General features: G+C 64.0%; 9 protein-coding genes. 5 read left to right on the top strand and 4 right to left on the bottom strand.

Annotated features, from left to right (window positions below; all coding sequences use genetic code 11):
• Positions 1-294: 294 nt before the first annotated feature.
• Genes SO180_RS05405 through SO180_RS05390 form a run of 4 tightly spaced genes read right to left on the bottom strand, consistent with a single transcriptional unit; the run spans position 295 to position 5855 of the window.
• Positions 295-1032 carry a response regulator gene (locus SO180_RS05405; RefSeq protein WP_449377782.1) on the bottom strand — a complete coding sequence of 246 codons (738 nt, stop codon included), beginning with the start codon at positions 1030-1032 and terminating at the stop codon, positions 295-297.
• 24 nt (positions 1033-1056) lie between these two features.
• A complete protein-coding gene (locus tag SO180_RS05400) occupies positions 1057-2805 on the bottom strand; it encodes an ATP-binding response regulator (RefSeq protein WP_449377781.1) in 1749 nt (582 codons plus the stop codon).
• Entirely contained in the window at positions 2775-4853 is a 2079-nt protein-coding gene (locus SO180_RS05395) for a sensor histidine kinase (RefSeq protein WP_449377780.1), read from the bottom strand. Before SO180_RS05395 ends, SO180_RS05400 begins: the two co-directional genes overlap by 31 nt.
• 6 nt (positions 4854-4859) lie before the next feature.
• Positions 4860-5855: a TRAP transporter substrate-binding protein gene (locus SO180_RS05390; protein ID WP_449377779.1), complete on the bottom strand. Its 996-nt coding sequence runs from the start codon at positions 5853-5855 to the stop codon at positions 4860-4862.
• 215 nt (positions 5856-6070) lie between these two features.
• On the opposite strand from SO180_RS05390, the gene ugpB reads away from it, so the two are divergent.
• The 5 genes from ugpB (at position 6071) to SO180_RS05365 (ending at position 13673) form a co-directional block, all read left to right on the top strand.
• Positions 6071-7414 carry a sn-glycerol-3-phosphate ABC transporter substrate-binding protein UgpB gene (ugpB, locus tag SO180_RS05385; protein WP_449377778.1) on the top strand — a complete coding sequence of 448 codons (1344 nt, stop codon included), beginning with the start codon at positions 6071-6073 and terminating at the stop codon, positions 7412-7414.
• Positions 7415-7846: 432 nt separating this feature from the next.
• On the top strand, positions 7847-9469 hold the full coding sequence (locus SO180_RS05380; RefSeq protein WP_449377777.1) for an ABC transporter substrate-binding protein: 1623 nt from the start codon (positions 7847-7849) through the stop codon (positions 9467-9469).
• Between the two features lie 6 nt (positions 9470-9475).
• On the top strand, positions 9476-10489 hold the full coding sequence (locus tag SO180_RS05375; RefSeq protein WP_449377776.1) for an ABC transporter permease: 1014 nt from the start codon (positions 9476-9478) through the stop codon (positions 10487-10489).
• Between the two features lie 257 nt (positions 10490-10746).
• On the top strand, positions 10747-11646 hold the full coding sequence (locus SO180_RS05370) for an ABC transporter permease (RefSeq protein WP_449377775.1): 900 nt from the start codon (positions 10747-10749) through the stop codon (positions 11644-11646).
• A gap of 287 nt (positions 11647-11933) precedes the next feature.
• The gene (locus tag SO180_RS05365; protein WP_449377774.1) at positions 11934-13673 is read left to right on the top strand and encodes a dipeptide ABC transporter ATP-binding protein; all 1740 of its coding nucleotides are present in this window, start codon (positions 11934-11936) and stop codon (positions 13671-13673) included.
• The last annotated feature ends 13 nt before the right edge of the window (positions 13674-13686 follow it).

The following is a 13686-nucleotide window of genomic DNA, read 5'->3' as shown; positions in this document are numbered from 1 at the left end:
TAGCGCCGCAACCGAGCGGCGTTTCCTTAGGTGAAAGTGTTAAAGAGCCAGCGTTTCGGGACGTCTGCGCGACAAGCGGAAAATGGTTTCGTGCGCCGCCAAATTGTTTCGTCGCGAGGCCTGCGATGAAATATTCGGAGCAAAAAAGCCAATTATTTCAATATACGGGATTTGCGAGACTGCGGACTATGCGGAGGGCGGGAACGAATCTTCGGCTTCCGCGTTCGTGCGCGGCCGAAAATCTCGATGTCGTCCTGGCGAAAGCCAGGACGACGCCATGATGCGATGCGCGCGCTACGCCTTCTCGCCGGCCGGCGAGAACAGATAGCCGCCGCCTCTGATGGTGCGGATCACGGCGGGCTTGGTCGGGTCGGGCTCGATCTTGCGGCGGATGCGCATGATGCGCAGATCGACGGCGCGGTCGAAGGCCTCGGCGTCGCGCGCATTGGCCAATTCCAGGAGACGCTCGCGCGACAGCACGCGCTTCGGATTGGCCGCGAACACTTTGAGCAGCCCGAATTCCGATGCGGTCAGCGGATGCTCGTTGCCTTCGTCGTCGCGCAGCGCCTGTGCTTCGAGGTCGAGCCATTTGGTCCCGAAGCGCACCAGCTGATCCTTGTCGGATTTCGCTGCCGCCGTTTCCGCCGCCACCGCCTTCGCCGGTGTGCTCCGACGCAGCACCGATCGGATGCGTGCCATCAATTCCCTGAGCTCGCAGGGTTTGGCGACATAATCGTCGGCGCCGAGTTCGAGCCCCACGACGCGGTCGATCGGGCTCGCGGTCGCCGTGAGCATGATCACCGGAACGTTGATGCGGCTCTTGAGGTCACGGATGATCGACAGGCCGTCTTCCTCGGGCATGTTGAGATCGAGCACGACGAGATCGGGCATGCTGCCCTGGATCGCGGTGCGCAGGGATTTGCCGCCGTCGCACAGCGTCACGGTGAAGCCGTGCATCTTGAGGTAATCGCCGACCATTTCCCGGGCCGGGGCCTCGTCGTCGACGATCATGATGTGCTGGCTCTGGGTCATGTCATTCAGATCCTGGCACTCAAACTATGGCATTTCGGTCGCGGGTAAAGTGATGGTGAAGGTCGAGCCCTTGCCGGGGCCGCCGCTGGCGGCGGTCACCTCGCCGCCATGCATGTCGATAATACGCTTGACGATCGAAAGCCCAAGGCCTGTCGAGCTCTCGCCCGCGGTCGGTTTTGCGGAAAGTCGCTGGAATCGGCCGAAAAGACGGCCCAAATCCTCCGGCGAGAGGCCCGCGCCCTCGTCGTTGACGCGAATGACGGTGTCGTTGCCCTCATGCGTGACGGTCACGTTGATCTTGCCGCCGATCGGACTGTATTTGATCGCATTGCTGATCAAATTGTCGATCGCCTCGCGGATCCGGTCGGTGTCGCACATGGTGACGATGTTGGCGGGGGCGGTGACGCTGATGGTCTGCTGCTTGTTGACGGCGAGCGGCTGGTTGGCCTCGGCGACCTCCTGCACCAGGGATGCGACGTCAACCGGCTCGCGGCGGATCGTGATGTCGAAAGCGTCTGCCATTGCGTCCGAGATCAGGTGATCGACCATCGTGGTCAGGCGTTTGGTCGCATCACGGATGTGATCGACCTGGGCGATGACGCCGCCGCTCGAGGCGCCCGTGGTGATTAGCTCCTTCAGCATCTCGGTGCGGCCCAGAATGACACCGAGCGGATTCTTCAAGTCATGAGCGACGGTGCCGAGAATCTCGTTCTTGAAGCCGTTGGCGCGCTGGAGCCGCAGCCACTGCGCGGAGAGGCGCCGGTTGGCCTGCATCAAGGCCCGGGTGCGCTGGGCCACACGGTCCTCGAGCTGGGTATTGGCGTCCTGCAGCTGCTGATAAAGGATTACGTTGTCGAAGGCGATCGAGAGCCGGCTGGAGAAGATCTCGACCAGCGAGCGGTCGGTTTCCGAGAGCTCGCGCTCGGCCTGCAAGAGCACCACGACCTCGCGGCCGCTGCCGGTGCGCAGATAGATCACGCTGCGATGGTCGGCGAACTCGTTCTTGCGGCGCTGGAAGGCGGCTTCCACGAGCGCGCGCAGATCGGGGTCGAGCGCTTTCGACGTGGTGGTGCCGATGAAGCGGCTGTAGCAGCCGGAGCCGGCCAGCACCGACAGCTCGGCGCCGGCCGTACCGCCGTTGTCGCGCAGCACCAAAATACCGGCGCAGTCGACGTTGAGCAGCGAGGCGAGCTGCGTCAGCACGCCCTCGGCGAGCCGCTGCATCGACTTGAAGTCGTAGAGGGTGGAGGCGGCGTCGATGATGATCTCGAGCCCGCGCCTCGTCTGCACCATGCGCTCGAGCTGTTGATAGGAGCGCAGCGCCGCAGTCAGCGAGGTGAACAGCTTGTCGGCGGTGAGCTCGGTCTTCGCCTTGTAGTCGTTGATGTCGTACTGGACGATGACGCGTCGCTCCGGCGCCTGACCCGGCTGTCCCGTGCGCAGGATGATGCGGACGGTCTCGTTGCGAACCTCGTTGCGGATGAATTCGACGAGCTCGAGCCCCGCGACATCGGTCTCCATGATGACGTCGAGCAGCACGGCGGCGATGTCGTTGTGCTCACGCATCAGCTTGCGGCCCTCCGTCGCCGAATAGGCGGAGAGGATTTCGAGACCCTGGCCGTTCAGGCTGTAGTCGGAGAGCGCAAAGCGCGTGCCGTCGTGCACGGCCGGATCGTCGTCAATGACGGCGATCTTCCACTTCCGCGCAGTCGTATCCTCCGCCGCGGTGGCGGTGTCGTCGATCAGGTGGAGGACATCGTCCTGTTCGGCCATTGAGAAGTCCCGTCAGTCTCTGTGCTTTGCGCGCCGCCCTTGGCGACCCGGGGCATGATAATGCGAAAAGTGGTGCCTTGTCCCAGCTTGGATTCCAGCATCATCCGGCCGCCGAGCTGCTGGGTAACCAGGTTATAGACGATATGGAGGCCGAGACCCGTGCCGCCTTCATTGCGCCGGGTGGTAAAGAAAGGGTCAAAGGCCTGCCGCTGCACGTCCGGCGTCATGCCGGCGCCGTCGTCGGCAAAGCTGATCTCGATGTCGTCAGACCCGCGAGGCCGTGCCGAGATCGAGATGGTGCCGGCGCGGCCGTCGGCGAAGGCGTGGTTGGCGGCGTTGAGGAACAGGTTGGTCAGGATCTGGCCATAGGAGCCGGGATAGCCGTCGAGCAGCAGCCCCTCGGGCACGTCGACGTTGAGCGTGATCGGCGAGCGCTTCAGCACCGGGCGCAAGCTGGCGATGATCTGGTCGGTGGCCTCGCTCAAGCTGAACTGTCGCCGCTCGGCATGGGAGCGGTCGACCGCGACCTGCTTGAACGACTGGATCAGCTCGCCGGCGCGCGTGAGGTTGGCGACGAGTTGCTGCGAGGCGTCGCGCGAGGACTGCACGAATTCCTCCAGCTGCGAGCGGCGCAGGCCGCCATCGCCTTTGAGCTGCGCCTCGAAGATCTCGCTGCGCCGGGCAAAACTGGAAGCAACCGTGAGGCTGATGCCGATGGGGTTGTTGACCTCGTGGGCGACGCCCGCAACCAGGCCGCCGAGCGCGGCAAGCCGCTCGGCGTCGATCAGGTTCTGCTGCGCGGTGTTGAGCTCGAGGAGCGCGCTCTCGGCCTTCTCCTTCGATGCGCGCAACTCGTCCTCGGTCTTGCGCTTGGCGATCGCGTTCTCGCGGAATACCTCCACCGCGCGCGCCATGGCGCCGACCTCGTCGCGTGCCTTGATGCCCTGCACCTCGCGGTCGAGATCGCCGATCGTGATCGCCCGCATCGCGGTCATGATCTGTTGCAGGGGTAGCCGGATCGACAGCGCGATGAGCACGCCGACGGTGAGGATGATGCCGAGGAAGATCACGGCGATCGACAGCACCCGCCGCGAAATCTCCGACAGCGTGCGGTCGAAGGTCTCCTGCGCCCGCTGCTCGCGCTGGCGCATCTTGGTCGAGAGGTCGTCGATGGCGCCGATCGCCTCCGCCTGGCTCGCGTCGATGGTGTTGCGCAAGAGCTCGGTGCGACTCGTGAGCTGCTCGGAGAGGTTTGCAAATCCCTCGCGCAGCGCCGAGGTGCGGGTGGCGAGGCGCTCCAGCGCCATCCGCTGGAGATCGTTGTCGGCGAGATCCCTCATCACAGGGATGGTCTTCTCGATCGTCTCGGTGTTGCGGCGGGCGTCCTCGGCGGAGGCCGACGCCAGCGAGAGATAGTAGGAATTGGCCGCGACCAGCATGGCGGTGAAGGCCTCGCGGGACTTGCCGAGCGAGGGCCAGATCAGCGCGTCGCGATGGCCGGTGGCGCCTTCGATGATGGAATAGAGCCCGGCCATGTCCTTGGCGGGTCCCAGCACCTGGTCCTCATAGGTCTTGGCGATGGTCGCCTGCACGCTGCGCAATTCGCCAAAACCGTTGAGGAAGCGCTCGGTGGTGCGCTCGAGCTCCTCGACCGAGCCCGACAGCATCGGGTCCTTGGCGGCGCGGTTGGTCAGCGTGCCCAGCACGGCCTCGCGCAGCAGCAGGATCTCGGCGAACAGGTCCGGGCTCGGCTGGTTGATGTAGCGGTGGATGAGGTTTTGCAGGCGCCCGGTCTCGCTTTCGAGCAGCGCCAGGATCTTGTCGGACTCGCGCACCTGGCGCAGATCGTCCCAGGCCGAGGCCAGCACCTGCGCCCCGTTCCAGATCATCGCCACCAGCACCACGACCACGGCGGAGTTCAGCGCAGCGATCGACAGGATGCGCCAGCGGATCGGGACGGCGCGCAGCACGCCGACGATACGGGCGCGCAAGCGTCCGACCGGGCCGGGCGGCCTTTCCTTCTGCTCGCTGTATCCAAGCGCTGCCAAGAGGCCTCACTCCACCTTGCGAATACGTTCGATCAGCTCGGCTGCGGCAGGGTCCTGCGCGGCCTTGGCGTAGATCCCCGCCATCGCGTCCTCGAACGGCTTGCGGTCGATATCCTTGACCACGGTGACGCCGGCGGCCTGTGCCTTGCGCTGTGACTGCTCCTCCAGGTCACGCCACTTCTCGCGCATGAAGTGGCTGGAGCGCAGCGCGGCCTCGCGGAAGACCCGCTGGTCCTCCGCCGACAGGCTTCGCCACGCTTTTAGCGAGATCACCAGCACCTCCGGGCTCATCGTGTGTTCGGTCAGCGTGTAATAGCCGGCATATTTGTAATGGTCCGTGGTGACGAAGGACGGCCAGTTGTTTTCAGCGCCGTCAATCAGATGAGTCGCGAGCCCTGTGAGCACCTGCCCATAGGGCAATTCGATCGGCTCGGCGCCGAGCGAGCGGATCATCGCCGACATCAACTCCGACTGCTGCACGCGGATCCGCAAGCCCCTGAGGTCGGCCAAGCTCTTCACCGGCCGGACGCCGTTGTAGATCGACCGCGCGCCGGAATCGTAGAACGCAAGGCCCACGAAGCCGAAAGGCTCGAAGCTGCCGAGGATCTCGCGGCCGATCGGCCCGTCCAGCACTTTCTGCATGTGCTCGATGGAGCGGAACAGGAATGGCATGGCGAGCACATTCATCGACGGGACGAAGTTGCCGATCAGCGCCACGTTGGTCCGGTTGAGGTCGATCGCGCCGACCCTTGTCTGCTCGATCGTCTCCTTCTCCTCGCCGAGTTGGCGGGAGTGAAACACCTTGACCTCATGCCGGCCGCCAGTGCGTTCCGCGATCAGGGCGCCCATGTAACGCAGCGCCTGGACGGTCGGGTAATCCTCGGCCTGGGTGTCGGCGGCGCGAAACTCGCGCGCAAACGCCCCCGTCGCGCACATCGCGAACAAGAGCACGACGAAAATCACCCCGGTCCGCGAGAGTTCGGCACGGCTCAACACTGGCACACTCAACCCCTCAGTGATGGAGTCTAAGGCGGGAAGAAAAGGTTCAATGCAATCTAGCAGAAGGTCAGGGGAAGGCTATCCTGCTGCGATCGGCAAACGGGCCGATTGTGCAGCGCGGCCGGTTCTTCTTCCCGATTGAAACCTGCCATGCCTCGCCTTAAGCAGGTGCAGGGGCAGAAGTCGTCGCCTTTTGTTCGCGCAAGACGGGATGAACGATGGTGGTTAGAGCCTTGCGTCTTTTGCAGACCGTCGCAGTCACAGCGGCCTTCGCCTTGGTGCAGATTGTCCTGGCCTCGCCGGCCCGCGCCGCGACCGACATCCAGCTCTGGCACGCGATGTCCGGCGAGCTCGGCCGGCAACTGGACAAGCTCGTCTCCGACTTCAACGCCTCGCAATCCGACTACCGGATCGTGCCGAGCTACAAGGGCAACTACACCGAGACGGTGACGGCGGCGATCTTCGCCTTCCGCTCGCGCGGCCAGCCGGCGATCGTCCAGGTCAACGAGGTGGCGACCGCCACCATGACCGCGGCCAAGGGCGCGATCTACCCGGTGTTCAGCCTGATGCAGGATCAGAACGAACCGTTCTCGCCCGACGCCTATCTTCCGGCCGTCTCGGGCTATTACACGGACGCAGCCGGCAATCTGCTGTCATTCCCGTTCAACGCCTCGACGCCGATCCTTTACTACAACAAAACCATGTTCCGTGACGCCGGCCTCGATCCGGAGACGCCGCCAAAGACCTGGCCAGAGCTCGCGGCTGCCGCAAAGCGCCTGCGGGAGCGCGGGGCCGCCTGCGGCTTCACCACGTCGTGGCCGTCCTGGATTCATGTCGAGAATTTCTCGGCGTTTCACGATCTGCCGCTGGCGACCAGGGCGAACGGCTTTGCCGGGTTGGATGCAGAATTGAGGATCAACAACCCGGTCGTCGTGCACCATGTCGCTGAGCTTGCCGAGTGGCAGAAGGACAGGGTGTTCGACTATAGCGGCCGCGGCCAATCGGCCGAGCCGCGTTTCCAGAACGGCGAATGCGGCATCTTCATCGGCTCCTCCGGCACGCGCGCCGACATCAAGGCCAATTCGAAGTTCGATGTCGGCTACGGCATGATGCCGTATTGGCCCGACGTGAAGGGCGCGCCGCAGAACTCGATCATCGGCGGCGCCACGCTATGGGTGCTGCGCGACCGCCCGCGCAACGAGTACAAGGGCGTGGCGCGGTTCTTCGCCTATCTGTCGCAGCCGGGCGTGCAGGCGGCCTGGCACCAGAACACGGGCTACCTGCCGATTACCCGCGCCGCCTTCGAGCTGACCCGCGCGCAGGGCTTCTACGAGCGCAACCCGGGCAGCGCGATCTCCTTCGAGGAGATCACGCTGCATCCGCCGACGGAAAACTCGAAGGGCATCCGCCTCGGCTCCTTCGTGCTGATCCGCGGCGTCATCGAGGATGAGCTGGAGCAGGCCTTTGCCGGCAAGAAGGGCGCCCAGGCCGCGCTGGATTCGGCCGTCGAGCGCGGCAACAAGCTGCTCCGACAGTTCGAGCGCGCCAGCCCGGAGCGGTAACGAGGGATCTGGCCAATTCTGCTTGCGAGCCATAAGGACGGTGCGCTCCCTCCCCCGCTTGCGGGGGAGGGCTGGGGGTGAGGGTTTCTCCGCAATCGAGACTCTCAATGTGGAGAGAGCCCCGACCCGGCGCTTCGCGCCGACCTCCCCGCTAGCGGCAGAGATGAAGCGAGCCCGCGACCAGGCAATCAAACCCATCCTCTACTTAGTCTGCTTAATCCGGAGGCGTTGGTAGAATCGGCCTATTTAATGGGCTGATCAGGTTCTTTGTATGCAATCGAATTGGCGATAGACCAGCCCACGGAATGCGAAATTTTACGAATTTCTATGTTATATCAGTTGGTTATCCATATCTTAGCGTCTCGTTAAGCTTTGGCACGAACCTTGCGACTGCTGTTCCAACCAGAAACCTTTTCGCGTTGGAGCATTGCCATGAAGCGTCGCGATTTCCTGAAATCCGTCTCTGGATTGGCTGCCGGCACGGTGCTCCCGGCTGCGCCTCATGTGATCTCCCAGGCCAAGGCCGATGCGCGCTCCGAGACGTTGCTGATCGTCTCCGAAGGCGGGCCCAACAATCTCGACATCCACGGCGTCGGCACCAACGTGCCCGGCTATGAAGTGTCCTGGAATTGCTACGACCGCCTGATCAGCCACGAGATGAAGAGCGGTCCGGGCGGGGTGCCCTATTACGATCGCGACAAGTTCAAGGGCGAGCTCGCCGACGACATGAAGATCGACGACATGTCGGTCACCTTCAAGCTCAAGAAGAACGCCAAATTCCACGACGGCACACCGGTCACCGCCAAGGACGTGAAGTGGTCGCTCGACCGCGCCGTCAGCGTTGGCGGCTTTCCGACCTTCCAGATGAGCGCGGGCTCGCTGACCAAGCCCGAGCAGTTCGTCGTGGTCGACGATACCACCGTGCGCGTGGATTTCGCGAAGAAAGACCGTCTGACGATTCCCGATCTCGCCGTCATCGTGCCCTGCATCGTCAATTCGGAGCTCGTGAAGAAGAACGCGAGCGAGAAGGACCCCTGGGGCCTTGAATACACCAAGCAGCAGACCGCCGGCTCCGGCGCCTACAAGGTGACGAAGTGGACGGCCGGCACCGAAGTCATCATGGAGCGCAACGAGGAGTGGGTCGGCGGCCCCTTGCCGAAGATCAAGCGCGTGATCTGGCGCATGGTGCCGCAGGCCGGCAATCGCCGGGCGCTGCTCGAGCGCGGCGACGCCGACATCTCCTACGAGCTGCCGTTCAAGGACTTCCAGGAGATGAAGGCGAACGGCAAGCTCAACGTGGTGTCGCTGCCATTCTCCAACGGCATCCAGTACATCGGCATGAACGTGACCAAGCCGCCCTTCGACAATGTGAAGGTTCGGCAGGCGATGGCCTATGCGATGCCGTACCAGAAGATCATGGACGCCGTGCTGTTCGGGCTCGGCAATCCCATGTTCGGTGCGGGCGCCGACAAGGCGACGGAGGTCGCCTGGCCGCAGCCGCACAAATACGCGACCGACATGGAGAAGGCGAAGGCGCTGCTCGCAGAAGCCGGCTACGCCAACGGCTTCGAGACGACGATCTCGTTCGATCTCAACTTCGCAGGGGTCAACGAGCCGCTCTGCGTCCTGGTGCAGGAGAGCCTCGCGCAACTCGGCATCAAGACCACCATCAACAAGGTGCCCGGCGCCAACTGGCGCACCGAGCTGAACAAGAAGGAGATGCCGCTCTTCACCAACGTGTTCTCGGGCTGGCTCGATTACCCCGAGTACTTCTTCTACTGGTGCTATCACGGCAACAATTCCGTCTTCAACACCATGAGCTACAAGTCGGCCGAGATGGACAAGCTCATCGATGGCGCGCGCACTGCCGCCGCCAGCGGCGACAAGGCGGCTTACGATGTCGACGTGAAGGGTTTCGTCGATCTTGCCTACGCCGAGGTGCCGCGCATTCCGCTGTACCAGCCCTTCGTCAACGTCGCGATGCAGAAGAACATCTCCGGCTATCAATACTGGTTCCACCGCAGGCTCGATTATCGCGCGATGGCGAAGGGGTGAGGCGTCATGCTGAGCATGATCGGCAAGCGACTGATGTTCGCGATTCCCTCGCTGATCGGCGTCGTCATCGTCACCTTCCTGCTGACGCGCGCGCTCCCGGGTGATCCCGCCGCCTATTTCGCAGGACCCGCCGCGACGAAAGAGGCCGTCGAGCAGATCCGCAAGAAGCTCGGCTTCGACAAGCCGCTGATCGAGCAGTTCTTCCACTACGCCAATGATCTCGCGCATGGTGATTTCGGCAATTCGCTGACGACCGGCCAGCCGGTTGCGACCGAGATCCGCAATCGCCTGCCGGCCTCCGCCGAACTGACACTGCTCGGCCTCATCGTCTCGATCGCCATCGCCATTCCGCTCGGCGTGCTCGCCGCGACCCGGCCGGGATCATGGATTGACCATCTCTGTCGGGTGACGACGACGGCCGGCGTGTCGCTGCCGGTGTTCTTCACCGGCCTCGTGCTGGTCTATGTCTTCTATTTCCAGCTCGGCTGGTCGCCGGCGCCGCTCGGTCGCCTGGATGTGTTCTATAGCGCGCCGCCTACGATCACCGGCTTCTATCTGATCGACACGCTGATCGCGCGCGATTTCGAGGCTTTTCGTTCTTCCCTCAGTCAACTCATCCTGCCCGCGACCACGCTTGCGATCTTCTCGCTGGCGCCGATCGCGCGAATGACGCGCGCCTCGATGCTCGCGGTGCTCGCTAGCGAATTCGTCCGCACCGCGCGCGCCAGCGGCCTGGCCCCTGGCACCGTGATCGTCACCTACGCATTCCGCAACGCGATGCTGCCCGTCATCACCACGCTGAGCATGGTGTTCTCCTTCCTGCTGGGCGCCAACGTGCTGGTGGAGAAGGTCTTCGCGTGGCCCGGCATCGGCTCCTATGCGGTGGAAGCGCTGATCTCGTCGGACTTCGCGCCGGTGCAGGGATTCGTGCTGACCATGGCGGTCATGTACGTGCTTTTGAATCTCGTGATCGACATTCTCTACGGGGTAATCGATCCACGCGTGCGGCTGGAAGGGTAGCGCATCATGAGATTACGTCCGGTGCGTCGCGAGGACGGTGCGCTCCCTCCCCCGCTTGCGGGGGAGGGTTGGGGAGAGGGTGTCTCCGCAATCGAGAACCCCCAAGAGGAGAGAGCCCTCACCCGCGCCGGGGCCTGTCATCGGGCGCGCCTTCGGCGCGACCCGTTGAGCGCGACCTCTCCCGCAAGCGGGAGAGGCGAAGCGAGGTGGCGGGTCGTCGGTTCAGCTCAAAGTCATAAAGCTCCAGGGGTGAGGTTATGAGTTCCGTTGCGCCTGCTGTTGAGCCCGTGGGGCCCGCCCGGACCTCGGGACTATCAGCGATCCTCGAGCAGACCCGCTACGTCCTTGGCGAGAACAAGGTCACGGGCTTTGCCTTCGCGCTCCTGATCCTGATCCTCGTTGCCGCGATCTTCGGTCCCTATGTGGTGCCCTACGATCCGCTCGCGTCCGATACTGCTGCCGCGCTAAAGCCACCGTCGATGGCGCACTGGTTCGGCACCGATCAGCTCGGCCGCGACATCTTCAGCCGCGTCATCGTGGCGACCCGGCTCGATACGTTCATCGCGATCGCCTCCGTCGCGCTGGTGTTTCTGATGGGAGGCCTCGCCGGCATTGCGGCCGGTTATTTCGGCGGCTGGACCGATCGCATCGTCGGCCGCATCGCCGACACCATCATGGCCTTCCCGTTGTTCGTGCTCGCCATGGGTATCGTCGCTGCGCTGGGCAACACCGTGCAGAACATCATCCTCGCCACAGCCATCGTCAACTTTCCGCTCTATGCGCGCGTCGCGCGCGCCGAAGCGAACGTCCGCCGCAATGCCGGCTTCGTGCAGGCGGCGCGTCTCTCCGGCAACGGCGAATTCCGCATCCTCCTGGTGCACATCCTGCCCAACATCATGCCGATCATGACCGTGCAGATGTCGCTGACCATGGGCTACGCGATCCTCAATGCCGCCGGCCTGTCCTTCATCGGCCTCGGCGTGCGTCCGCCGACGGCGGAGTGGGGCATCATGGTCGCCGAGGGCGCGGGCTTCATGGTGTCAGGTGAGTGGTGGATCGCGCTGTTCCCGGGCCTTGCGCTGATGCTCGCCGTGTTCTGCTTCAACCTGCTCGGCGACGGCCTGCGCGACATCGTCGACCCGCAGCGGAGGACGTGAACGATGACTGTTTCCAAGTACACCGCTGTGCTCCCTCCCCCGTTGCGGGGGAGGGTTGGGGAGGGGGGCAGCCCCGGGCGAGATCAGAATTCGTGGCGACGCCCCTCCCTGCCCTCGAGAGCGAGCTTCGCTCGCCTCGGACCCCACAAGGGGGGAGCGAATGAGACAGCTTTGCCCGCCTCACACGCGGATTCCCGACCAAAATTCTCCAATGAATCCAATGTCATTCTACTGTGCATGGGGTTGTTTTCGAGGTTTTTGGTCAGCGCCCCCGCGCGGAGGCATTCATGACCGCCCAGCCGCTGCTCGACGTCCGGGACCTCACGGTCGAATTCACCACCCGCCGCGGCATCGTGAAGGCGGTGCAGCACGTCAACATCTCCGTCGCCAAGGGCGAGACGCTGGCGATCGTCGGCGAGTCCGGCTCGGGCAAGTCGGTGACGTCATATGCCGTGATGCGCATCCTCGACCGCGCCGGCAAGATCGCCGAGGGCTCGGTGATGTTCTCCGGCATTGACGTGAAGGCCGCATCCGAAGACCAGATGCGCGACCTGCGCGGCCGCGAAGTCTCGATGATTTTTCAGAACCCGCGCGCGGCACTGAATCCGATCCGCAAGGTCGGTGATCAGATCGAGGACGTGCTGCGCACCCATGTGCAGCAAGCGCAGGTCACAGGTCACGGCGAAAAGGCGATCGCGGCACTGGAGCAGGTCAAGATCGCCCGTCCGCGTGAGCGCTACCACGCTTATCCGTTCGAGCTCTCGGGCGGCATGTGCCAGCGCGTCGTCATCGCGCTCGCGCTCGCCTGCAATCCGCAGCTCCTGATCGCCGACGAGCCGACCACCGGTCTCGACGTCACCACCCAGAAGGCGGTGATGGATCTGATCGTCGAGCTGACCAAGCGGCGTGCGATGTCGACGATCCTGATCACGCACGATCTGGGATTGGCAGCCGCCTATTGCGACCGCGTCGTGGTGATGGAGAAGGGCAGGGTGGTCGAAACCGCCAAGGCCGCCGACATCTTCGCGAGCCCGCAGCACCCCTACACGCGCAAGCTGATGCGTGCGACGCCGCGGGTCGGCGTGTCGCTCAGGGATCTGCTGCCTGACGACGAGACGGCGATTGCGCCGGCCGTCACAAGCGCCGTGGCTGTTGAGGCAGCTCCGGCTCCGGCGAGTGTCGACGCAACCAAGCCCCTCCTCCTCGTCGACAAGCTCGTCAAGGAATACCCGCGCCAGGGCGCGACCGCCCTGCTCGGAAAACTGTTCGGCCGCAAGCCACCGGTGGAACCCGAGATGTTCCGTGCGGTCGACGGCATCAGCTTCTCGATTCGCCATGGCGAGAGCGTTGGCCTGGTCGGCGAGTCCGGCTGCGGCAAATCGACGACGTCGATGATGGTGATGCGGCTCCTGGACCAAACCTCCGGTCGTATCCAGTTCGACGGCGAGGAGATCGGCAGCGTCATGCCGAGCGCCTTTGCGCGCCTGCCGTTGCGCAGCCGCATCCAGATGGTGTTCCAGGACCCGACCGACAGCCTCAATCCGCGCTTCACCGCGGCCCGCGCCATCGCGGACCCGCTAATGCAACTTGGCGACATCAGGGGACGCGATGGCTTACGGGCGCGCTGCGAGGAGCTCGCGACCATGGTCGGCCTGCCGCACGATCTGCTCGATCGCTTCCCGCATCAATTGTCGGGGGGACAGAAGGCCCGCGTCGGCATCGCCCGCGCGATTGCGCTGCATCCAAGGCTCGTCATCCTGGACGAACCCACAGCGGCGCTCGACGTCTCGGTCCAGGCGGTGGTGCTGAACCTGCTCCAGGATCTCAAGGCGCGGCTAGGGATGAGCTACCTGTTCGTCTCGCATGATTTGAATGTAGTGCGCCTGTTGTGCGATCGTGTCATTGTAATGCGGACGGGTCGAATCGTCGAAGAGGGGACTTCCGAAAAAGTCCTCGGCGATCCGCAGGACGACTACACCAAGGAGCTGTTGACGGCGATCCCGCATCCGCCGTTGCCGGTGCACTGAGAGCCTTTTTGGG

The organism is Bradyrhizobium sp. UFLA05-112 (assembly GCF_053572325.1).
Note: the sequence above shows the minus strand (reverse complement) of the source record. Positions and strands in the feature narration are given on the sequence as shown.